This window comes from Emticicia oligotrophica DSM 17448, from assembly GCF_000263195.1.
Taxonomy (GTDB): domain Bacteria; phylum Bacteroidota; class Bacteroidia; order Cytophagales; family Spirosomataceae; genus Emticicia; species Emticicia oligotrophica.
In genome coordinates this window covers 3,028,794-3,052,924 of the sequence record NC_018748.1, presented here as the reverse complement: position 1 = coordinate 3,052,924, position 24,131 = coordinate 3,028,794, and the positions used below count along the sequence as shown (strand labels likewise).

At 35.8% G+C, this 24,131-nt stretch carries 19 protein-coding genes and 1 pseudogene; 7 read left to right on the top strand and 13 right to left on the bottom strand.

What is annotated here, in order from left to right; genetic code table 11:
* From EMTOL_RS12690 to EMTOL_RS12680, 3 genes are all read right to left on the bottom strand, one after another.
* Positions 1–702 carry a sensor histidine kinase gene (locus EMTOL_RS12690; RefSeq protein WP_305953233.1) on the bottom strand — a complete coding sequence of 234 codons (702 nt, stop codon included), beginning with the start codon at positions 700–702 and terminating at the stop codon, positions 1–3.
* A 91-nt stretch (positions 703–793) separates the two neighbouring features.
* Positions 794–1,450 carry a hypothetical protein gene (locus EMTOL_RS12685; protein ID WP_015029693.1) on the bottom strand — a complete coding sequence of 219 codons (657 nt, stop codon included), beginning with the start codon at positions 1,448–1,450 and terminating at the stop codon, positions 794–796.
* A gap of 15 nt (positions 1,451–1,465) precedes the next feature.
* Positions 1,466–1,945: a hypothetical protein gene (locus tag EMTOL_RS12680; RefSeq protein WP_015029692.1), complete on the bottom strand. Its 480-nt coding sequence runs from the start codon at positions 1,943–1,945 to the stop codon at positions 1,466–1,468.
* Between the two features lie 319 nt (positions 1,946–2,264).
* Between EMTOL_RS12680 and EMTOL_RS12675 the strand changes: the two genes are divergently transcribed.
* From EMTOL_RS12675 to EMTOL_RS12660, 4 genes are all read left to right on the top strand, one after another.
* Complete coding sequence (locus tag EMTOL_RS12675) at positions 2,265–3,911, top strand: hypothetical protein (protein WP_015029691.1); 1,647 nt, start codon at positions 2,265–2,267, stop codon at positions 3,909–3,911.
* A gap of 191 nt (positions 3,912–4,102) precedes the next feature.
* Positions 4,103–4,417, top strand: coding sequence for a LytR/AlgR family response regulator transcription factor (locus EMTOL_RS12670; RefSeq protein ID WP_015029690.1), 315 nt, complete (start codon positions 4,103–4,105; stop codon positions 4,415–4,417).
* 85 nt (positions 4,418–4,502) lie between these two features.
* Positions 4,503–5,615, top strand: a complete 1,113-nt coding sequence (gene nagA / locus EMTOL_RS12665; protein WP_015029689.1) for an N-acetylglucosamine-6-phosphate deacetylase — start codon at positions 4,503–4,505, stop codon at positions 5,613–5,615.
* A gap of 138 nt (positions 5,616–5,753) precedes the next feature.
* Complete coding sequence (locus EMTOL_RS12660; RefSeq protein ID WP_015029688.1) at positions 5,754–7,268, top strand: P-loop NTPase family protein; 1,515 nt, start codon at positions 5,754–5,756, stop codon at positions 7,266–7,268.
* Between the two features lie 78 nt (positions 7,269–7,346).
* On the opposite strand, the pseudogene EMTOL_RS12655 reads toward EMTOL_RS12660, so the two are convergent.
* The 3 genes and pseudogenes from EMTOL_RS12655 to EMTOL_RS12645 all read right to left on the bottom strand — a co-directional run bounded on the left by EMTOL_RS12655 (position 7,347) and on the right by EMTOL_RS12645 (position 11,543).
* Positions 7,347–7,756 (bottom strand): annotated as a pseudogene (locus EMTOL_RS12655) (IS200/IS605 family transposase).
* Positions 7,757–8,006: 250 nt separating this feature from the next.
* Positions 8,007–10,640 carry a valine--tRNA ligase gene (locus EMTOL_RS12650; protein WP_015029687.1) on the bottom strand — a complete coding sequence of 878 codons (2,634 nt, stop codon included), beginning with the start codon at positions 10,638–10,640 and terminating at the stop codon, positions 8,007–8,009.
* A gap of 186 nt (positions 10,641–10,826) precedes the next feature.
* A complete protein-coding gene (locus EMTOL_RS12645) occupies positions 10,827–11,543 on the bottom strand; it encodes a head GIN domain-containing protein (RefSeq protein ID WP_015029686.1) in 717 nt (238 codons plus the stop codon).
* Between the two features lie 201 nt (positions 11,544–11,744).
* Between EMTOL_RS12645 and EMTOL_RS12640 the strand changes: the two genes are divergently transcribed.
* Complete coding sequence (locus tag EMTOL_RS12640) at positions 11,745–12,659, top strand: ROK family protein (protein ID WP_015029685.1); 915 nt, start codon at positions 11,745–11,747, stop codon at positions 12,657–12,659.
* Positions 12,660–12,764: 105 nt separating this feature from the next.
* Here EMTOL_RS12640 and EMTOL_RS12635 read toward each other — a convergent pair whose 3' ends face one another.
* The 3 genes from EMTOL_RS12635 to EMTOL_RS12625 form a co-directional block, all read right to left on the bottom strand.
* Complete coding sequence (locus EMTOL_RS12635) at positions 12,765–13,277, bottom strand: DUF4199 domain-containing protein (protein WP_015029684.1); 513 nt, start codon at positions 13,275–13,277, stop codon at positions 12,765–12,767.
* 111 nt (positions 13,278–13,388) lie between these two features.
* On the bottom strand, positions 13,389–13,853 hold the full coding sequence (locus EMTOL_RS12630) for a response regulator transcription factor (RefSeq protein ID WP_015029683.1): 465 nt from the start codon (positions 13,851–13,853) through the stop codon (positions 13,389–13,391).
* Positions 13,854–13,882: 29 nt separating this feature from the next.
* The gene (locus tag EMTOL_RS12625) at positions 13,883–15,034 is read right to left on the bottom strand and encodes a redoxin domain-containing protein (RefSeq protein ID WP_015029682.1); all 1,152 of its coding nucleotides are present in this window, start codon (positions 15,032–15,034) and stop codon (positions 13,883–13,885) included.
* 163 nt (positions 15,035–15,197) lie between these two features.
* Between EMTOL_RS12625 and EMTOL_RS12620 the strand changes: the two genes are divergently transcribed.
* Positions 15,198–16,514 (top strand): Gfo/Idh/MocA family oxidoreductase, encoded by a 1,317-nt coding sequence (locus tag EMTOL_RS12620; protein ID WP_015029681.1) that lies wholly within the window; start codon positions 15,198–15,200, stop codon positions 16,512–16,514.
* Between the two features lie 74 nt (positions 16,515–16,588).
* Here EMTOL_RS12620 and EMTOL_RS12615 read toward each other — a convergent pair whose 3' ends face one another.
* The 4 genes from EMTOL_RS12615 to aroQ form a co-directional block, all read right to left on the bottom strand.
* Positions 16,589–17,881: a TolC family protein gene (locus tag EMTOL_RS12615; protein WP_015029680.1), complete on the bottom strand. Its 1,293-nt coding sequence runs from the start codon at positions 17,879–17,881 to the stop codon at positions 16,589–16,591.
* Positions 17,882–17,983: 102 nt separating this feature from the next.
* Positions 17,984–21,082, bottom strand: coding sequence for an efflux RND transporter permease subunit (locus EMTOL_RS12610; protein WP_015029679.1), 3,099 nt, complete (start codon positions 21,080–21,082; stop codon positions 17,984–17,986).
* 134 nt (positions 21,083–21,216) lie between these two features.
* Entirely contained in the window at positions 21,217–22,329 is a 1,113-nt protein-coding gene (locus EMTOL_RS12605) for an efflux RND transporter periplasmic adaptor subunit (protein WP_015029678.1), read from the bottom strand.
* 313 nt (positions 22,330–22,642) lie between these two features.
* A complete protein-coding gene (gene aroQ, locus EMTOL_RS12600) occupies positions 22,643–23,071 on the bottom strand; it encodes a type II 3-dehydroquinate dehydratase (RefSeq protein ID WP_015029677.1) in 429 nt (142 codons plus the stop codon).
* A 114-nt stretch (positions 23,072–23,185) separates the two neighbouring features.
* Between aroQ and xerD the strand changes: the two genes are divergently transcribed.
* A complete protein-coding gene (gene xerD / locus EMTOL_RS12595) occupies positions 23,186–24,112 on the top strand; it encodes a site-specific tyrosine recombinase XerD (protein ID WP_015029676.1) in 927 nt (308 codons plus the stop codon).
* The last annotated feature ends 19 nt before the right edge of the window (positions 24,113–24,131 follow it).

The following is a 24,131-nucleotide window of genomic DNA, read 5'->3' as shown; positions in this document are numbered from 1 at the left end:
CTATTTACTTTTTAAGAGATTTGTTGAAGATAAAACATATTTTGTACCTTGATTAATCTGAGAATAAATCTTACAATCAAAATTGATTAAAACTGCCCGGCGTTTTATATTTCTTAAACCTGATCCTGACTGGCTTAATTCATTTTTTAATGCGGTTTCAATATCAAAGCCTTTTCCGTCATCATTGACTGTAAGCACAAAATTATTGGGCGTGTAACTAATACTAATTACGATGGCTTGAGCATTTGAGTGTTTCAATGCATTATTCAAAATCTCTTGCACGATTCGAAAAAGAACAATTTCTCGTTCGTAACCTAATGTATATTTTTCTCCGTGAATAACCAGTTCTGTTTCGAATTTTCTTGTTTTTTTTATCCTTTGTAATTCATGAGCGATACTTTCTTGAAGACCGAAATCATGAACAAAATCACCATCGAGACTCTTAGACAATGCCCTTAATTCGTGAATTGACAACTCTATAAGTTCGTTGGTTTGCTTAATATATTCTTCATTTTCGGTATTTTGGGTGGTTTCCTCTAAGACATTGAGGTTTATTTTAGCTACTGAAAGTAACTGTCCGATATTATCGTGTAGTTCTTGTCCAATATATTGTAAAGTTGTATTCTGTACTTCTAGTTGTGAAGTTAATATCTCTTGGTCATATTGGGATTTTAGGGCTGCTTTTTCTTGGCGATTTTGCACTTGCTTTTTCTGAAATAGAAATAAGAAAACAATAATAAATATTGCTAAAATTACGAAAACGCATGAGGTTATTATTGCTAAAAGCTCAAAATCATTCATTTAATTTCATTTTATTAGCTACATAATATGCAAAAGCAAACATTAAATACTGAAAAATAAGAAGCAGATGATTCATTAATTTATATAAAGATTTTGCTAAGTCGGGTGATTTCATTTTGAGTTGATGATAAAAACCTGTGGCAACTATATTACCGGAAAAATATAGAAATATTCCTATGGCAATCAAAAAAAGAGGTTCTTTGGGCAGACTAATTATCTCTTTACTACTCAAAATATCTCTAAAATATAGCATCACTAAAATAATACATAATATTCCTTCTAAAATAATAACATTATTTGCAGCTGATTTTTTAGAAAGTAAAAACAAAAGTGTATATACAGAAAACGAAAAAATTAATAAAATAGAAAATACGAAATAGTAAAACTTAAAACTTTTCTTACTAATATTCCTATTATAAATATAAACAAATACAGCATACTCAATTGGCTTTAAAGAACTGTAAAAAATCTTAATAAAATTGCCCTTTTCTTTAGGTAGAATATAAATCAAAAAAATATCAGATATTATGGCAATAATTTGAAAAATGACTAATACATTGAGCGAACTGGGATTCATTCTTCTAAAATAAAAAATCCCAATTCCACCACTTAACCAAATTGAGTAGGTAACTAAATCAAATAATGTCATTTTTTAAAAAAATTACTAAATCTCAACTAATAAAGAAAATTTAGGACAATCGGGTTCACATGATTGATGAGAAGTTAAAATGATAACTTCTTGTCCATCATTATTAACAATTGTTGGTAAATTACTATTTTTTTGAGTAGGTTTTGGTTTTCTAAGCTTTTTCAAATTCATAAAAGGTTTATTTACCAAATAGACACTTCCACCCCTAACATCGTCCCAGAAAAAACCATCTTCTGATAATTGAATAAATGTTAAATAATTTACTTTATTTCCATTGTCATTTTCGCCAATATAAACCCTGATACCAATTGAATTTTCAGGTTTGGCCAATTCAGAAATGTCTAGATTTGAAAAATGGTCTTTTATATTATCAAACTGACAAGCAACCGCATAAGCTTGATAAAATAAATCTGTTGGTTTGGTTGGATTTTTATGTTTATGTTTCAAAACATGTGCATGTGCAATTGTGGTTTCTTTTAATTCAAAATTTTTCATCGTAATATGAAGTATTAAGGTAAATCAATAACTTTTCAGAAAACTACAACTTCATATATTCATCTACAAGTCTAAATTTCAAAATAATTCACAAACAATTGTCTATCAACAGATTACACCCAATACTGAGGTTAAATACCCGTATTTATCTCCTTTTAAAACCGTAAAAATCACAAACTGAATACCGTATTCCCCACCTTTTGAATTGATAATTATAAATAGAGATTTGCAGTTGTAGCTTCTTCACTCACTTTACTATAAAAATCATTATAAAATTCCAACTAACAAAATTATTTTACAATATTTAGATTTCAGACAAATGAAAAAATTACTTACCCTTATTGTTTTGATATACATAAAGTTTACAACTTATGCCCAAAATCTGCAAGAGGCAAAAATTAAATATAAAGAATCGGAAAATAATGATAGACTGAACCAAGTAGAGGCTATTCCATCACTAAAGAAATTGGAGTTCAATAAGCAAAGAGAACCTGTTGATATTAATTTTGAAAAACTTAAGAATGATACTATATCTCTAAATAAAACCAATACTGTACAAGCACTAAAGAATTTTAATGTACAATTAGAAAGATCAAGGAATGATTCTACAAAAGCAAATAGAGAATTAGATCGATTAATTGAAGAGCGACGTAGATTAGCGAATAAACAATCCGAAAATAAAAAAAAGATTAAAGATTTTCTCACAAAAATCGATACACTAAACTCCCTGATTAAACAAAAAGATATTGAGATTAATGATAAAAATTCAGAAATCAATAAATTACTTGAAAATATAGTCGAATTGAAGAGAGAAATTATCCAAAAAGACTCTATTCTATCAAAAAATATTCTTGAACGAGTTGCAGAGGCTTTCTTAAAAAAGTATAATGAACTAGACAATGAAAGGGTTAAAATAGCAGGTGGATTAAATAAATTTTCTGAAGATTTAAGTATTGACAAGTTGAATACAGAAGAAAATTTTCAAATTTTATCTTATCGTGACTCTCTTTATTTTCGGTATTTCAGAACATACTTAGCCCAAAAAGATAGTTTAGTGAATACAAATATGAAGATAATCACATTAAAAAACCATATTGAAGAATATCTACTTAAGATAAACCCTAAGTTAATTAAGAACGCAACTGATCTTGAGATTATCACATTAAGGCTTAATTCCGAATACGAAAAAGTGCTAAAATGTTTAGAAAAAAACCAGAACGATTACATCCGTTTTGGTGAAAACATCAAAAATACAAACGAAAAGATTACTGAAATGAAGAAAAAATATAGCACAACAAAAGAGGAAAAAGATTTAGCCGCAGTTGTAAATATCAATTCACTTTTAGGACAACGTTCATTGATTCCTTCGACTACAGTTTTAGGGAATAGAAAGTTTCAGTTTATAAATTCTGACTGGTATGGTGAAGTCAAACTCTTTACTGCTGCTATGACTAATCAAAATTTACGTCTTAGTAATCTTTTTATCCCAGAAGCCAGCAATTTGGGTTTTACAATTAATACAACCACATTGCCATCAAAAGATAAAAATACAGGGATATTTTTTAGTTTCAATTATTTAGGAAAAAACCTGTATGGCATCGATTCAACAAAGAATAAAGCCGACACAACCCTATTTAATATGGGTGTCATTCATACCAAAATTGGACTCCAAAGAATCCTTGTTGCCAATGACATACTAAGTATTTACGCCAATCAAAATTATATTCTGCCAATTGACAATATCAAAGTATTTGATAAGTTTTATCGAACAGAAAAAAGCAGTTTACATAGCATCATTAGATATTTTGATGTGGGTATCAAAGCTTTACTTTCTTCTTCAAAAACCTCTGCAAAATTAATGATTGATGTTGGTTTTATAATAAATAATTCAGATACAAAAAGTATTACTGGATCGGTTGATAGAGCTATACCAAATCTAAAAGTAAGTGTTTATACTGCATTTTGATGTTAAAATAAAACTTTGAAAACTGCTATTATAATTTTAAAAAAGCCCCAGACTGGGGCTTTTTATTTCCATTACTGAAATATACAGTAAAAACACCCCTTTAATACCGTGTTTCTCACATTGAATGACATATGATTTGAGTGCGATCTTTGTAAAATTGAATCGAATCAATATAACCAAAACAAATTGCTATGATAACCTTTAACGCTCCAGAAAAACATGAGATTACCTACCTCGAAGCCGATGTAAACTATACAATTTTTCATTTGTCTAATGGCAAAAAAGTTGTCTCATCATCTACTTTAAAAAAATATGCTGAAGACGCACACATGTCTGATTTTCTTCGTGTACATAAATCTTTTTTGCTCAATCCAAATTATATCACACATTTCACCCAAGAAGGGAAAACAGGCCTGATTAAATTATCAACGGGTAAACTTCTAAGGGTTTCTCGCAGAAGAATGACCATGGTAAAAAGGCAAATGATAAGTCGTTCAATTTTATAAATTTCATAGTGCATTCCAAATATTCATATACTCCAAATTCACACTTTTTCTTTAACTTGCTCACTCAACCCGAGCAAGTTTTTTTATGCAAACAATTATCATTAATGCCACTGTCCATACAGGCACTGAAATACTTCAAAATCAAGCAATTATTATAGAAAATGGTAAGATTTCAGCATCTGAACAAAAACCTGACGCAAAAATAATTGACTTAAAAGGTAAACATATCTCTGCTGGTTTCATTGATACGCATATCAATGGTGGAGAAAAATTTCATTTTACTCAAAACGCCAATGAAGAAACCATAGCTGATATTTATGAATCAAGTTTAAAACTTGGTACAACACATGTTTTGCCAGCTTTAATCACTTCTCCACATGAAAATATTCTCAGAGGAATTGATGCTACACGTAACTTCCTTTCAAAGAATCCAAATACTGGCGTATTGGGTATCCACCTCGAAGGTCCGTTTTTAAACCTTGCTAAACGTGGAGCTCATTTGGCACAATATATCCGAAAACCAAGCAATCAAGAACTTGAAGAAATTATCAAATATGGTAAGGATGTCATAAAACTTATGACTATCGCCGCTGAAAATTTTACTCCCGAACAAATCGAGATGCTTCTCGAAAGTGGTATTAATATCTCTCTTGGTCACTCAAATGCCACATATAAGGAAGCAAAATCGGCCTATAATCAAGGAATTAAACTTTGTACACATCTTTATAATGCTATGACTCAAATGGGGCATCGAGAGCCTGGCGTAGTGGGAGCAACTTTTGATAGCCCTGAAGTTTATGCTCCAATTATTTTAGATGGCTTTCATTGTGATTATGCCGCAGCTCGCATTGCTTATAAAATTAAACAAGATAAACTTTTCTTGATTTCTGATGCTCTGTTTGTTGGCGAAAAGGTAAAACAATTCCAATGGGGAGAATTTGATGCTTACTTAGAAAATGGCCAATATAGAAACTCAGAAGGAAATCTCGCTGGAGCTGCCGTATCAGTGGGTGATTGTGTTAAAAATGCAATAGTAAAAGTTGGAATTCCACTCGAAGAAGCGATTAAAATGGCTACTATCAGACCAGCTAAAGCATTAAAACTTGAGAATGAAATCGGTCAAATTAAAGAAGGATTTCCTGCCAAGTTTGTAGTTTTTGACGAAACTTTAAAAAGTTTTGAACCATTATTTTTGTAGAACAATTTTCTAAATTGTTCCGCACCAACTGACAATTTAAAAAATTGTCGTAGAAGCACTCAAACCATTTCTTACGAAAAACCGTTATTCAGAATATGTATATTATTCATTTTTCATTCTACATTATCTATTAAATACATGGCTTTCGATAAGAATATTTTAAAGATAAAAACACTCGGCGAACTAAAAGCTAGTGGTTATAAACCAAAATCTATCAAACAAGAACTTCGAGATAATTTAGTTGAAAAACTTAAAAATAAAGAAACGGTTTTTCCCGGTATTTGGGGATATGAAGATACCGTAATTCCAGAAGTTGAAAAGGCAATTTTATCCATGCACCACATCAATCTTTTGGGTTTGCGTGGACAAGCAAAAACACGTATTGCTCGCCTAATGGTAAATCTTTTGGACGAATATGTTCCAGTTGTGGAAGGTTCCGAACTCAATGATGACCCACTTGAACCACTTTCTCGATTTGCAAAAGATTTGATTACTGAAAAAGGCGATGACACGCCTATTTCTTGGTTACCTCGTGCAGAACGTTATAACGAAAAATTGGCTACGCCTGATGTCTCGATTGCCGATTTAATTGGTGATGTTGACCCCATTAAGGCAGCAACTCTACGCTTACCCTATTCCGATGAACGTGTGATTCATTTCGGTATGATTCCACGCTCCCACCGCTGTATTTTTGTAATTAACGAATTGCCAGATTTACAAGCTCGTATTCAAGTTTCGTTGTTTAATATTCTACAAGAAGGCGATATTCAGATTCGTGGATTTAAACTTCGTATGCCTCTCGATATTCAATTTGTTTTTACGGCAAACCCTGAAGATTATACGAATCGTGGAAGTATCGTAACACCGCTCAAAGACCGTATTGATAGCCAGATTGTGACTCACTATCCGAAATCTATTGAAATCGGACGAAAAATTACCGAGCAAGAAGCTATCATTAAAGATGGTCAAAAGAAAATCGTGGTTAATGATATTCTAAAAGATTTGGTTGAACAAATTGCAGTTGAAGCACGCCAAAGCGAGTATGTTGATGCCAAAAGTGGCGTTTCTGCTCGTATGACCATCTCTGCTTATGAAAATCTATTAAGTTCGGCTGAAAGAAGAGCATTAATCAACGGAGAAAAAAATATCAATGCACGTTTGGCTGATATTTACGGTGCCATCGCTGCCATCAATGGTAAAATAGAATTAGTCTATGAGGGTGAAGTTGAAGGCCCAGTTTATGTAGCTCAAAGTTTAATCGGAAAGGCTATTCGAACCGAATTTTTAAAATATTTCCCTAATCCCGAGGCTGTAAAGAAAAAGAAATCGGGTAAAAACCCATTCCAGCAGGTGTCAAATTGGTTCGGCGAAGGAAATATCATAGATTTTGACAATGACCTTACAGATAGAGAGTATCGTGCAAGACTAAAAACCATTGAGGGTTTAGAAGAATTAGTAGAAAGTTATCACCAACACTTAGCTGAAAATGATAAACTTTTCATGATGGAGTTTGCCCTGCATGGCTTAGCAGAATACTCGCTCATCAGCAAGCAAAATTTAGATACTGGTTTACAATTCAAAGATTTATTGGATAGTATGTTCGACCCCAATAAAATGAATTTTGGTGATGATGACGAAGATGATTTTAGATAAGAAATGATAATAAAGGTATTTATAAAAATAGCAAATCTGAAATCAGATTTGCCATTTTTATAATCTATGCTTAACCATTTACCATCCATACTTTTCCGTAAAATCTCTAACTTCTTCATCAAAAGATTTTTTAGAATGGTGAGCTTCTTGATTTCTGATATAATTAATCACGGCATCAACCTTTGATTCACTCACCGAAATAGCAAAATAATCATCTTTCCAAGCAAATTTCTCTTTTGTTAATGCTTGTTTGTTTATCCAAAATGAAGATTCTCCTTTGAGAAGTTTAGCCACTTGAGAAATTGATTGGTCTTTACCTAAAGAAATATATGGTCTGTAAAACCATTAATTGATTGCAGGTAAATATCTTTTTCTCGACAGTTTTCGATAATATGATTAAAAACTTCATATCGAATATCTTTAGTCAAGAATGGATAACGATTCTTAGTAGAAAAAACTACATGAACCCAAATTTTTACATAAGACATGTTTACAGCATTGTTGTTTTTGTAAATGTAGTATTGTTTGACTAAAGTCAAAAAGTGAGAAGTTTTTTTTATTCGTCAGCAAAAGCAGACTGGGTCGCACAGACAGCAATGAATAGATTTTCTTTTACTATTCTTTGCCGTCAGTTTTAACTGACGGACAGCTGAACAATTCAACAAATAGGCTTTAGCACAAACAAAAAAAGGCAGTTTTGAAATTTCAAAACTGCCTTACAAAATTATTCTAAATACCTTAGCCCAATTTCGCCATTGCTTCTTCTAACGCCTTAATTTTTGCATCAGCATCCGCTAATTTTTGGCGTTCCTTCTCAATAATTTCTGGTTTTGCATTTTGTACAAAACGCTCATTTGATAATTTTGCCTCAGTCGATTTCTTAAAGCCTAAAGTATAATCAAGTTCTTTTTGAAGAGCAGCACGTTCTTCATCAACATTAATATTACTACCTAGGTTTATCGTAAGTTCATCACCTTTAATGACAAAACTTACCCCATCTGTTTTTTCAGAAATATATTGAATATCAGAGACATTCGCCATTTTTTTAATCAAACCAGCTAAAGCTTCATAGCGAGCTTGGTTATCGGTTTTTACAGCCAATGGCAATGCTTCTTTGGGTGAAATTTGCTTAGAATTACGTGTATTACGAACCGTTGAAACGATTTCAAGAAGCAATTCAAAATCAGCTAAAAGGCTTTCATTTACTTCGCCTCCTTTCGGGAATGTAGCTAAACAAATTGAATCATTTTCCTTTCTATCCTTAATTGATTGCCATAATTCTTCTGAAATAAATGGCATCCAAGGATGAATTAAACGCATCAATTCATCAAAAATTTCGAGTGTAGCATCGAATGTTTCTTGGTCAATTGGTAAGCCTTTGCCATCAATGTAGGCTGGCTTAATCATTTCTAAATATAATGAACAGAAGTCATCCCAAATGAGGTTATATGTACTCATCAAGGCATCTGACATTCTGAATTTATTGTAATGGTCAAGAATTTCGGCCACCGATTTATTCATCTTCGAACTGAACCAAGAAACAGCTAGTTTATTACTCGCTGGAGCCGCTTCTGAACTCGTTTCCCAACCTTTAATCAAGCGGAAGGCATTCCAAATTTTATTGCTAAAATTACGTCCTTGTTCACAAAGTTTTTCATCGAATGGCAAGTCATTTCCTGCTGGAGAACTAAACAACATCCCTGTACGCACACCATCAGCACCGTATTTTTCAATCAATTCGATTGGGTCTGGTGAGTTACCCAAAGATTTCGACATTTTACGGCCTTGTTTATCTCTTACGATACCCGTTAAATAAACATTTTTGAAAGGATAGGTACCCTTATACTCATACCCAGCGATAATCATACGTGCTACCCAGAAGAACAAAATCTCTGGAGCAGTTACTAAATCATTGGTTGGGTAATAATAGTTAATATCTTCATTATCAGGATTTTTAAAACCATCAAACACCGATATTGGCCATAACCACGAGCTAAACCAAGTATCCAAAACATCTTCGTCTTGCGTAAGGTCGGTTTCGCTCAAAGCAAATAACTGGTATTTATCACGGGCAATTTTCAATGCCTCTTTCTTATCTTTTGCAACGATACAAGTACCATCTGGCATGTAAAACGCAGGAATACGGTGGCCCCACCAAAGTTGGCGACTGATACACCAATCTCTTACGTTTTCCATCCAATAACTATAAGTGTTCTTGAATTTTGGTGGAATCAACTGAATCGTATCATTCATTACGTTTTCGAGAGCAGGTTCTGAAACACGTTTCATTTTCAAGAACCATTGTAATGATAATTTTGGCTCGATTATCGCTCCTGTACGCTCCGATGTACCCACTGTCGATTTGTATTCTTCTTCTTTCACCAAATTACCAGATTCAACTAATAACTTAGCAATTTTCTTACGAGCAACAAATCGGTCTTCACCTACTAAAATTTGAGCTTTTTCGTTTAGCTTACCTTCATCGGTTAGAATATCAATGATTTCTAAACCATGTTTTTGTCCGAGGGCATAGTCGTTTTGGTCGTGTGCAGGTGTTACCTTCAAACATCCTGTTCCAAACTCCATTTCAACGTAATCATCAGCAATAATAGTAATCTCACGATTGATGAGTGGAATACGGACTTTTTTACCAATTAAATGCTTAAAACGCTCATCTTCAGGGTGTACGCAGATAGCTGCATCGGCCATAATGGTTTCGGGGCGAACAGTAGCAATCGTGATACTGCCCTCATCTCCATCATAACGAATGTAATACAACTTCTGCTGAACATCTTTCATGATTACCTCTTCATCCGAAACCGTAGTTTTGGCTTGCGGGTCCCAGTTTACCATGCGGTGTCCACGATAAATATCTCCTTTATTATATAAATCAACAAAAACCTCAATTACGGCATCATAAAGACTTGGTTCCATCGTAAAGCGAGTTCTATCCCAATCGCACGAAGCACCTAACTTACGTAATTGTTGTAAGATAATTCCGCCGTATTTTTCAGTCCATTCCCAGCAATATTTCAAGAATTCGTCGCGAGTAAGGTCAGCTTTATTGATTCCCTGTTCTTTCAGCATCGCCACAACCTTAGCTTCGGTCGCAATAGAAGCATGGTCAGTACCCGGCACCCAGCAAGCTTCTTTTCCTTCCATACGTGCTTTACGAGTCAAAACATCTTGAATCGTATTATTAAGCATGTGCCCCATGTGCAACACCCCCGTGACGTTTGGCGGAGGAATCACGATTGTATAAGGCTCTTTATCGGGATTTGGCTTCGACTTAAAGTACTGATTTTCAATCCAATACTTGTACCATTTGTCTTCTATTTCTTTCGGATTGTAAGTTTTGCTGATTTCTGCCATTATTCTTGGAGTCAACTGTCTATAGACGACGGACGACGGTTATTTGTTAATAATAATGCAAAAATACGGAATTTTAGGGCATAAAAAAACCTGTAAGTTCTTTTAAGTCCTCACAGGTTTTTGTTTAAGTGAGATAAACCTTTCTAAGTTATCCTCTGATTGATGTGGTTCGCATCATTTTATTGCTTAGTTAGCATCGTAAATCTTTCCTGAGCCAGAAATTGATCTACTTATTCGTGGATTTCCTTTAAACCAAACACTACCACTACCTGAAATTTTTACATCAAGATTTTTTAGAGCTGTTGTTTCGCAGCGTCCTGAACCGCTGAGCAAAATATCAGAATTATCGGCATACATTTCAAATGATTCGATTTTTCCACTGCCCGATACATCATAAATACCATTGTAAGTATCACCTTCCATGTAGATGAGTCCCGAACCACTCAATTCGGTTACCAAATCATTCTTTACATCTAAAGCCATATCAATCAAACCACTGCCCGAAAGACGTAATTTCATGTTGTTTGTGAAGATTTTATTATCGCTAATTACTCTGCCACTTCCCGAAACATAAACGGCATTTATATCGGGTACTTGTATAAATATCTTTACATTGTTTGAACTTCGTAAACGGCCATTATCTTCCAAAACTAATGAGTTTCCACTTACTCTACTCCTTACGTAGTTGATGAGATTACTCTCGGCAGTTATCTCAATATCTTTAGTAGGGCCTTGACGCAAGATGACTTCTGCTGGAAAATAAAGCTCAATTCTATTAAAATAGGCCATTCGGCGATATTCTGTTTGAACAATTCCATTGCCTTCAATGATATAGGTTTCGCACGATGACAGACCAAATACTCCCACAAGGGCTGTCAATAATAAAAAGAATGAACGTTTCATAGTTCTGTGATTATGTTTAGCTTTTTCTAAAAATTGTTGTCTTTAATGGCAAGATGCTATAAGTTTGTAAGAAGTTGCTTGCTGATTTGTTAATGAGTCGTTAACGGCCAATAGGCATAAAGGAGCAAAGAGACAGAGAGGCAAAGAGAATGCTTTAAAAGAAAATAATTATCAATATTTCATTAAACATTATTCATTCAAATGAAGGCACTTTGGGGTGTAGATTTAGGCGGCACAAAGATTGAAGGCGTGGTAATGAACGCCGAAACCAATGAAATCTTAGTAAGAAAAAGAATTCCGACCGAAGCCAGCAAAGGCTATGAGCATATCATTAGTCAAGTAGTAAAATTGATTGATTCTATTAAAGAAGAAATCAATATTGAACCTAAGGCCATAGGGTTTAGTACGCCCGGTACGACCGACCCAACTACGCAGACCATGAAAAACTGCAATACGACTTCAATGAATGGAAAGCCCATGAAAGCCGACCTCGAAAAAGCACTTGGAGTGCCAGTTGAACTGGCGAATGATGCTAATTGCTTCGCCTTAGCCGAGGCTACCATGGGTATTGTGAAAGATGTATTACCAAATGCTAAAGTTGTATTTGGTGTAATTCTCGGCACGGGCGTAGGTGGTGGAGTAGTAATTAATGGTCAAATTTTACCCGGCCGCCACGGCATTGGTGGAGAATGGGGACATAATTTCTTTGAGGAAGATGGTGTGATGTGCTATTGTGGGAAAACAGGTTGTAATGAAAATGTGTTTTCGGGCCCTGCCTTGCAACAATACTACAAGAAATTGAGCGGAAATGACCTTACGATGAAGGAAATCTACGAACTTCATCAGGCAGGAACCGACCCGCACGCAACAGCTACGCTCAATCGTTTGATTAAATCTTTCGGGCGAGCTATTTCTTCTATCGTGAATGTAATTGACCCCGATGCCATTGTGATTGGTGGTGGTGTGGGCAACATTGATATGATTTATGAGGCCTTCCCAGAAGAATTAAAAAATTGGATTTTCAATAGTCGCAAAGTTGAAACACTTTTCCTAAAACCAAAACTCGGCGATAGTGCAGGTGTCTTTGGTGCAATTGAGTTGGTTAGGGGGTATTAAGTTATCTTTTACCACGAAGGCACGGATTACACGAAGTTTCACGGAGAATAATCTATGAAAATCTGTGTAATCCGTGCCTCTGTGGTTAAAAAACTCGATAAAGACTCACTTCCGCTTCAAAATCAATGCACTGATGAGTGAAACCACCAAACCTACGGGTAGGATTTCCATGTAAGTCAAGAAAATAACTCCCAATGGCGACGCATACATTTTTTTATAACCTTCCATTTGTTCGATGGCGGCCGAAATTTCACTTGTACTGGCTCCGCTACCTTTCATCTTCGTAAGCGATTGTTGACTAAATTTTTCAAGAAAATCTGGAATGAAAAAATAATAATCAATCAACCATGTAAGCACATATATTGAAGAAGCAATCAGTGAAATATAAAGGCCCGTTATGAAACCTTTACCGAAAGTGAGCGTTCCATCGTTTTGCTCATCTCGAAACTTTTTTACACCTACAAACACAAACGAAAAGGATAAAATCATGGCGGCATAACCCAGCACCATGTTTCCTTCGAAATTGCCCGAAGCATAGCAATAGGCGATAGAACATACTGTAAAAACTGAAATCAGAACGCCTGCAATGAGGCCATTGGTTAGAATAAGCTTTTTCATAAGAATTGTTTTGTTTATGCCACAAATCTGAGGTTTTTAGCGAAATTCAGACTCATACTTTTGAGTGATTTTCAACAAATTACCCAATTTCACACCAAAGTATGAGATAATTTATTCAATCAAACTCAATCTTTTTGCTTTTTCTACGGCCTGCGTGCGGCGTTTGACATCCATTTTCTCAAATACTTTCGAAGAATGAGTTTTAATCGTATTGAGCGAAACAAATAGTTTTTCGGCAATTTCCTGATTGCTTAGTCCAGTAGCCATCAATTGTAAAACTTCCAATTCACGTTTGCTCAAACCAAGTTCGATCATAGCCGCCTCATTGAATTGAAAATCATTTAAAACAATAGATTTTTCAATGATTTTTGTCTCCACTTTAGGCCTCACTAATTTCATAGCCAACCAAATTCCTAAAGCCGTAAACAATAAGGCTATCAGACCAATGTAAATTTCTAAGGCATGATTGATAATAATGAAGCGAAGCTCAATCCATTTTAAGAAAAACAACAATAAAGCCAGCGAAACTCCATAGAGAATTGTATCTCGGTGTTTACTTAGAAAATTTAAAAGCATATTCTAATAACTAAATACTTTTTGTCATTTTAAAAATAACGGCCAATTTTTGGGTGATCAACGATCATTTTTTTCAGTTTTAGGTTATCAATACTTCCCTGCACACCATAAACTACTTTTCCACCAGGCTCGACCAACAGCGTATAAGGTAAAGCACCATTCCATTTAGGGTCGATGGCCTCTATAAGTTTATAGATGTCGTCTTCTTTAAAGATATAATTTTTTACACCTGAGTATTTTTCTTTCAAAAACTTCAAGGCTTTATCTTTTTTCTCAAGTTTATCGGCCGAAATCGAAACAAACTCAAAGTCTCGGGCACCATACATGCGGTGAATGTCAATAAAATCAGGATATTCCATTATGCAAGGCCCACACCATGTAGCCCAAACATTGATTAATCTGAGTTTATCAGAATCATTATTTTTAACCAATGACTTTACGCCTTCAGCATCAATTTCTTCGAGTGTGACAGGTCGAGAACGCCAATTTTTCTCGTTTTTTTCATTATATTCAGTCTTCCATGCCCATTTTACCGAGCAGCCAAAGGTTTTTGTAGTTGGCGTAGTTAGTTCTTTTCCTGCTAAAACTTCATCAATTGCTTTTCTTAAATCTTCAGCATTGGCTCCTTTACTTGGTTTTTCTACTGCATCAAGGCGACCGTTATATTTTAATACTCGCTGACTATCAAATACAAAGGCATGAGGTGTAGCAACTGGTCCATATTTAATCGAAACCGATTCTGTATCACCATCGTACAAAAACGGAAAATTAAATTGCTTATCTTTTGCCCGAATTTTCATATTATCAAAATCGTCATTGAGATCAGTGTAGCCCAATTCTTCAAGTAGTAATCCATTAGGGCTATTCGGTGAAATAGCAACTACCGCCACTCCTTTATTCTTATAATCAACTACAATTTTCTTGATGCGGTCTTCGTAGGCTTGAGCAGTCGGGCAGTGCACGCAAGTAAAAATGATAACCAGCACTTTTGCCGCAGCAAAATCTTTGAGCGAATAAAACTTTCCGTCATAATTTGGAAGACGAAAATCAGGAGCTTTTGCTCCAATGGCTAAAGTTGGAGTCTCATGGTGGGGTACTGCTTGTGGTTTAGCCACAAATTTTGTTTGAGCTTGCCCAAAAAAGAATAGAAAGGCCAAGAAAAAACTAAATAAAGCTTTCATTTTTGTAAGGTTGAATAGAGAAAAGATAGTATCAGTTAAATCTAACCAAATTTACATAAAGCTGAAGCATTTTTATCATACTTTTTTAACAAATCTTAGTAATCGTCCGAATAATTATAATAAATTTGTTTTTGAAATTATTCAACTCTATAATCAATAAATAATGGACACAAACTTTTCTCGCCGAGATTTCGTAAAGACCTCGGCAGCCGCAGTGGGCGGCCTTTCAGTGGCTTCATTACCCATCGAAACATTTGCCAATTCTTCAGTTGACGATACCATAAAAGTTGCCTTGATTGGCTGCGGTGGACGTGGAACTGGAGCAGCGATGCAAGCTCTTTCGGTAAAACAAAATGTTAAATTAGTAGCAATGGCTGACGCATTCCGCGATAGAATCGACTCTTGCTACAAAAACCTAACCAATGACAAAGGTGATGGCAAAGGCGTAAAAAGCCGTGTAGATGTGCCAGAACAAAACAAATTTGTAGGTTTTGATGGATACAAACAAGCCATCGCTTTAGCAGATGTAGTTTTATTGACAACTCCTCCGGGTTTCCGTCCGATTCATTTTGAGGAAGCTGTTCGCCAAGGCAAGCACGTTTTCATGGAAAAACCAGTGGCAACTGATGCTCCGGGTATCAGAAGAGTTTTGGCTGCTGCTGAAGAATCGAAAAAGAAAAATTTAAAAGTAGTCGTAGGCTTACAACGTCACTACCAAAAATCATATTTAGAGACCTATAAAAGAGTAATTGACGAAGGTGCAATCGGTGATATCGTTGCGGCTCGTTGTTACTGGAATAATGATGGTGTTTGGGTAAATGAGCGTCAGCCAAACCAAACTGAAATGGAATACCAAATGCGTAACTGGTACTATTTTGTTTGGCTTTGTGGCGACCACATCAACGAGCAACACATTCATAACATCGACGTAATCAACTGGTTTAAAAAAGGTTATCCTGTTGAAGCTGTTGGTATGGGCGGAAGACAAGTAAGAACTGACAAAAAATACGGTGAAATCTTTGACCACCACTACGTAGAATTTAAGTATGCTGATGGTATGATTTTATCGAGTTCATGCCGCCATCAACCAGGTACAGTTTCGGATGTATCAGAGCATTTGATTGGTACAAAAGGCCGTGCAACTGAAGGTAAAATTTTTGATTTAAAAGGAAATAATATTTGGCGTCATAAGGGAGAAGGAGATGGCAACCCATATCAAGTAGAACACGATGTATTATTTGATTGTATTGTAAATAACAAGCCAATCAACGATGCAGAAAATGGTGCGAAGAGTACACTCACTGCAATTATGGGTCGTATGGCTACGTATTCGGGTAAGCGTGTGAAGTGGGAAGAAGCTCTCAATTCTGATATCAACATAATGCCTGATACTTACACTTGGGATACACTACCTAAAACTTTACCAGATAAAGATGGGTATTACCAAATTCCAATGCCAGGTAAGACAAGAGCAGTATAATTATTAATTAAAAATGGATAATGTAAAATGAATCACTCATTCCACATTATCCATTTTTAATTTTACATTATTCATTATTTCACTAACTCCCCGCTTAGACGCATTACTTGGAGTTCAGAGATTTTGATATTGTAACGAGCATTGGTGAGGCGGTTTAACGAAGTATTCAAACTACGTTGTGCTTCATTTAACTCTAAGATTGTCGAACCTCCTAATTTGAATTTCTCCAACGAAATCTTCAAGTTTTCCTCTGCTACTTCATTGTTTTCTTCTTCTAATTTTAAGAGTTCTTTATCTGTCTGGTATTGATTATAGGCACGCATTAAATCGCCCTCTAATTGTACCCAAGTATCTTCTTCTTGCTTACGCAATATTTCGGTATTTATCTTAGAAGTTTGGATTTGGCGACGAGTAATTTCTCCATTGAAGATATTCCAGCTTGCTACCAAACCAACGTTCAAACCAACGTTTTGGTTGTATAAAAATAAACCCGCATTAGTTTTACTTAGAGAATAACCAAACGATGAGTTGAGGCTCACACGTGGAAGTTTATTAGCAGCTACTTCTTTCTGCGTAATCAAGCTAATATCTGTCGTTTTACGAATCGCTTGCAAGCTTTTATTGGCTGCACGGGCTTGATTTTTCAATTGCTCTGTTGTTGGGTCAAACATAATTCCTACAACTTCTTGCACATCAAAATCTTGGTCAGCAGATCTTACCATCAAATTATTGAGAGCAACCTTTGCATTTCTCAAGGAGTTTTTAGCTTGAACTAACTGTGTGACTTGATTATTAAGTTCAGTTTTTGACTGGAGATAATCTAATTTTGAGCCTTTACCAAATTCCCAACGTTGCTGAGTAATTGCCAAACGCTCTTCGTAATATTTAATAATTGTTTGTAAGAACGACACTGTCTGTTTCTGACGCATCACTTCGTAATAAGCTTGCATTACACTTACTACTGTATTTTCCATCATTTGGCGAGTTTGTATCTGGCTCAATTGTCCTTGACCTTTCAGTCGGTCGAAAGTGGCATACATTCTTTTTCCATCATACAAAGTCCAAGTCATGGCAACATTGGTGGTTGGGGCAAGGCTTCTACCAAAACGGTTAATTTCACTTCCGTTTGACAGTTTCTGGTTTACTTCATTGAAGGCAGTACCAATATTGCCATTCAAATCTACTCTTGGTAACATCCCTGCATTTCCTTTAAATACTTGAAGATTAACCACTTCTTGTTGCATTTGAGCCACTTTTATATCATAGCTTTTTTCAAGGGCAGCACCAACGGCATTTTCAAGCGTAAGTATTTCTTGAGCATGTAAAACAGCAGGCAATAAAAATATAAGGAAAAAGATTTTTTTCATGATTCAGATTTTCAATCTATAAGTAGAGACATATCGCATACGTCTCTACAACAAAACAAGTATTTATGCTTGCAGGCGTATGCGATACGCCCCTACATTTCTTTACGCTAATTCAGCTTCGTGGGCAATATCTTCAATTTGTTTCATTCGCTCGAAATTCTTGTTGCGTGACAAGAAGGTATAAATCGCAGGAATTACATAGAGCGTAAGTACCAATGAGAACAATAGACCACCCATAATTACGATACCCATTGCCATACGGCTTTTACCTGCCGAACCCAAAGCAAAGGCAATCGGAGCAGCTCCTAAAACAGTAGCCAAACTGGTCATCAAAATCGGACGGAAACGCATAGATGCCGCCTCAATTGCAGCTTCTCTGATTTCCATACCTTTTTCACGTAGCTGGTTGGCAAATTCCACAATCAAGATACCATTCTTAGTAACCAAACCAATCAACATAATCATTCCAATCTGACTAAAGATATTGAGTGTTTGGTTGAAATACCACAATGAGAATACCGCACCTGCAACCGCCAATGGTACCGTAAGCATGATAATGAATGGGTCAACGAAACTTTCGAATTGGGCAGCTAAAATCAAGTAAACCAAAACTAAAGCTAAAAGGAACATGTAAAGAGTATTCGATGAACTTTCGGCAAAATCTCTTGAAGAACCTGCCAAGGCCGTACGAATTACATCATCATTCAGCTTATCTCTGATTTTATCCATCGCCTTGATACCATCACCAATCGTCTTACCAGGAGCTAAACCTGCCGAAACAGTAGCACTCATATAACGATTAAAATGGTAAAGTTGCGGAGGGCTACTCTCTTCGTTAATCTTCACAATATTATCAAGCTGAATAATTTCTCCACGATTATTTTTAACGTAAGTATTTTTCAAATCGAGTGGTTCATCACGATTAGCACGGTCGAACTGACCAATTACTTGGTATTGACGACCATTCATTGTGAAATAGCCAAAACGTTGACCAGCAAATGCCAACTGCATTGATTGAGCAACATCGGCCACCGAAACACCCATACTTTTAGCTTTTTCGCGGTCGATACTAACTTCAAGCTCTGGTTTATTAAATTTCAAGTTAAGGTCAGAAACCATGAAAGTTGGTTCTTTTGCAACTTCTTCCATGAATTTAGGCACATACTGACGAAGTTTTTCGAAATCTGGGGCCTGAATTACATATTGTACAGGTAAACCACCTCTTTTATCTAATGAAATAGTTTCTTGCTGTAATACAAAGGCTCTTGCATCAGGCATTCTCTTGGTAATTCTACCAATCTGATCTGCTATTTGCATCTGAGTGCGTTTTCTGTCTTTAGGGTCAGTTAATACCAAACGAGTAAAACCTGTATTTGCTGCACCAGAACCTGTGAAGCCTGGAGCTGTCATGGTTACGATTGAAGTAGCCTCTGGAACAGAATCTCTGACTGTTCTACCTAATTTTTGGATATAATTGTCGGTAAATTCGAATGAAGCACCTTCTGGAGCTGTAATCTGTAAACGCATCGCACTACGGTCATCAAGCGGAGCTAATTCTTGTTGAAGATCTTTTCCGAAATACCAAGTCATGGCAAACGTAAATAAAATCAATGGAATTGCTACCCATCTAATATTCATAAAGCTCGTCAAACGCTCTTTATAGCCACCGATTACTCTTTCAAAGAATGGCTCGGTCATTTCGTAGAAACGACTATGCTTCTGGTTTTTACGTACTAAGTAAGCATTCAACATTGGTGTTAAAGTCAATGAAACGAATGCAGAAATTAAAACAGCAGAGGCTAATACAATACCGAATTCACGGAATAATCGACCAACAAAACCTTCCATGAAAATTACTGGTAAAAATACTGATGATAGAGTAATTGAAGTAGAAAGTACGGCAAACATAATTTCGTTTGAACCTTTAATGGCTGCTTCAATTGGGCTCATGCCCTCCTCTATTTTCTTGTAAATATTTTCAGTAACAACAATACCATCATCAACTACGAGACCCGTAGCTAAAACGATAGCCAAAAGTGTTAATACGTTTACGGAGAAACCAAACAAATACATTAAGAAGAATGTACCAACCAAAGATACTGGAATATCAATCAACGGACGAACCGCAATAATCCAATCGCGGAAGAACAAGAAAATAATGATTACAACCAATCCAATAGCAATCAAAAGTGTTTCCCCTACTTCTTCTACCGAGCGTTGGATAAATGTTGTCGTATCTGACATCAACTCCATGCGATAGTCTTTCGGTAATTCCTTCTTAATTTCAGCCAAACGTTTTCTTACTTGTGCCGAAATTTCTAAGTAATTAGCACCCGGCTGAGGTACAATGGCTAAACCAATAGAAGGAGCACCATTGATACGCATAACAGTTTCTTCGTTTTCTGAACCTAAAACTGCCTCACCAATATCTTTAAAACGAATAATTTTCTCTCCTACCGTCTTGATAATCAAGTTATTAAAATCTTCTTCGTTCTTAAATCTACCCACTGTTTTCACAGTAAGTTCTGTATTATCTCCAGCCAACTTACCACTTGGAAGTTCTACGTTCTCACGGTCAAGTGCTTGTTTTACATCTTGTGTAGTAACATTCTGTGAAGCTAATTTATTTGGGTCCATCCAAAGCCTCATCGAGAATCTTTTTTGCCCCCAAATCATCACTTGACTGATTCCCTGAATGGTCTGTAGGCGTTGTGCTATTACGTTCTCTGCATAATCGCTAATCTCCATGTGGTTTCTGATATCCGATTGCAACATCATACTCATGATAGGGTCTGAGTTGGCATCAGCTTTAAACACCGTTGGAGGGCCATCAATATCTTGTGGGAGTTGACGAACAGAGCTCGATACTTTATCACGAACGTCGTTGGCAGCCGTCTCCATATCAACACCAATCTCAAACTCAATTGTAATTTGGCTCGAACCATTGTTTGATGAAGAGTTGATTGACTTGATACCTTCGATGGCATTCAATGATTTTTCGAGTGGCTCAGTAATCTGCGACTCAATAATATCGGCATTGGCACCAACATAATTGGTGCGAACCGTTACCACAGGCGGGTCTATGGATGGATACTCGCGTACACCCAAGAAAGTATAGCCAATTGCACCGAACAAAATGATGAGCAAGTTCATCACAATGGCTAATACCGGACGTTTGATTGAAATGGTTGAGATAGACATACTTGTCGATGGTCAATAGTCGATGAGCAAGAGCTTAAATTTACTCCACGGCTTGTGTTTTTACAAAAAATCTAATTTCAGCTAATAATATATATATATTCAGTGCCAATGGGCTTAGTAAATAAAAGATACTTTTACTTCTGTGGACTCTTAATCTTAACAGGTGAATCTTTTTTCAATGCCATGATACCTGTCACGATAAGTGAATCGCCAGCCGAAAGGCCACTGGTAACTTGTATTTTTTTATCTGTGCGTAGGCCCGTTTCAATCATTACTTCGTTTGCTTTGCCATCACGAACTACATAAACTTTTTTCCCTTTCAAAACAGGCACAACCGCTTCAGTAGGAATCATGATTGCTTGAGTAATATCAAGGTCAACCGAGACACGTACGAACATACCCGGCAATAATCTATCAGCAGGGTTTTTAGCAATAGCTCGTAATTTAAGCGTACGAAGATTTGGGTCGATTTTAGGGTCAATCGCCACTACATTAGCCGTATAGGTTTCTGATTGCCCTTCTACTTCAAATTTTACACCTCTACCCACACGCATTTGTGTTGAATATTTTTCTGGAATCGAGAAGTCGATTTTCACAGGATTAGTCTGTACCAATGTAGCAAGGCTAGTAGTAGGCGTTACATAAGCACCTTGACTCACGTTTTTCAAACCAATTTTTCCTGCAAAAGGAGCTTTCAGAACTGTTTTCTCAAGGTTTGCTTCGATGAGTTCTTTATCGGCATTTAAAGTATTAATCTTATTGGCCGTAATTTCGTACTCTTCTTTGCTGATAGCATTGATATCCAACAATTTCTTTTGGCGAGCTTCTGTTTGTTTCGCCAATTCAATTTCATAGTTAAGTTTTTTTAACTGAGCTTGTAAGTCGGTATCTTTAATTTTGGCAATGATTTGCCCAGCAGCCACTCGACTACCTTCTTTAATGCTCAAAGCTGTGATTCGACCAGATGCTTCGGCTCTTAGTTCAACTTCTTCGTTTGGATAGATTGTACCTGAGGCAGTAACAACATTATCAAGGGTTTCAGAATTTACTACAAATACATTTACAGAAACCGGTGGGCCTGCTGGTTTTCCGTCTTTTCCATCTTTCCCTTTTTCGCCACCTTTTCCAGCCGAAGGAGCTCCACCAGGACCACCTCCCATGCCTTTTTCTTCAGGTTTTTTAAAAAAGAATATTTTACCAAGTACTAAGACTGCAACAACAGCAACAATAGTCAGAATCGTACGCATATTAAATTATTGATTAAAGAATAAGTTCTTGAAATATAGTTTTAGAGGATACAAATTGTTAAATAAACACAAAAATATGTTTAACAGTTACGATTATAAAAAAAATTGTATTATTCCTATTAAATAATCGACATAAAGGGTGTTTTTAACGACTGTTTAAGTCAATAAGGATTTATTTTACCTTTTAGTTAGAGAACTTTATAATATCTCCTTTCATCTTCTATACATGATGAGTAAATACATTAAACCTCTAACTAATAGATTTTTAGAATAAGGAAGCCTAATCTATTTCTAGTAAAAAAATAATGTTCATTTATAAAAAATACCTCACCCCAAATTCATACCCTTTCATACCTAAACCCGTAATCATGCCTTTGCAAACACGGGTGAGATATGAATGATGACGAAAAGCCTCACGGGTGTGAATATTTGAAATATGTACCTCTACTGCTGGGGTTTTTACTGCTGAAAGAGCATCGGCAATAGCCACCGAAGTATGCGTATATGCACCTGCATTTATCACGATTCCTGAGTATTCGGTTTCACCATAACCTACTTCATGGATTTTATCAATGATAGCACCTTCGTGGTTCGACTGAAAATAATGAAGTGTATGCTCCAGAAACATTGCCTGTAATTCCTCAAAATAAGCCTCAAACGTAAGGCTTCCATAGATATGCGGCTCACGCTTCCCTAAAAGATTAAGGTTTGGCCCATTAATGATGATGATATTTTTCGACATATTGAACAAGTATAAGATAAAACGCCTTAATTTGCTGTAAAAATAATAGATTCTCTCAAAGGATTTTATTATTTCTAAATATCGTGTCATTCTAATAAAAAATAGGCATCAACTGTGCAAAATTGGTCGATTTACATACAACATTTCAAAGATTTTCTTCGCTTAGAACGAGCTTTATCAGAAAACTCTATCGAAGCATATATCAGAGACGTTGAAAAACTAAGCCAATTTTCTGAACTTTTAGCCCACCAACCATCACCCGAAAACATCAACGAACGTGATGTGATGGATTTCTTAGAGTACCTCAATGAAATAGGGCTGACAGCTACTTCTCAAGCAAGAATGCTTTCGGGTATTAAAGCTTTTTATAAATATTTAGCCATCGAAAATTTGATTCAAAACGACCCGACCCAACTCATCGAGTCGCCTAAAATCGGCAGAAAACTTCCAGACACACTATCATTCCCTGAAATCGAACGAATGCTTGATGTTATTGACCTTTCATCACCTGAAGGGCCTCGAAATCGTGCTATTTTAGAGGTTTTATATAGTTGTGGAATGCGGGTTTCTGAACTAATTGAATTAAAAATCACTAATTGTTACTTCGATATTGGTTTCGTGCGAGTATTTGGTAAAGGACGAAAAGTTAGGTTAATTCCAATTGGTAGAGACGCAGTAAAGTACACGAATATTTACTTAGAAAATATTAGAAACCATCAAGATATTGACCCCGAATCAGAAGATATTGTATTTCTTAATCGACGTGGGAAAAAGCTTACAAGGGTAATGATTTTTCTGATTATCAAGAATTTAGCAGAGCAAGCGGGTATTCAAAAAAATATTTCACCCCATACTTTTCGACATTCTTTTGCCACGCATCTCATTGAGGGCGGAGCAGACCTTCGAGCCGTACAAGAAATGCTTGGTCACGAATCAATAACCACTACGGAGGTTTATACCCACCTCGACCGAGTATTTTTATCTGAAACTATGAGAAGTTTTCATCCAAGAGAATATAAATATGCAATGAACAAACGATAATTTATTCTGTTTATCAAAA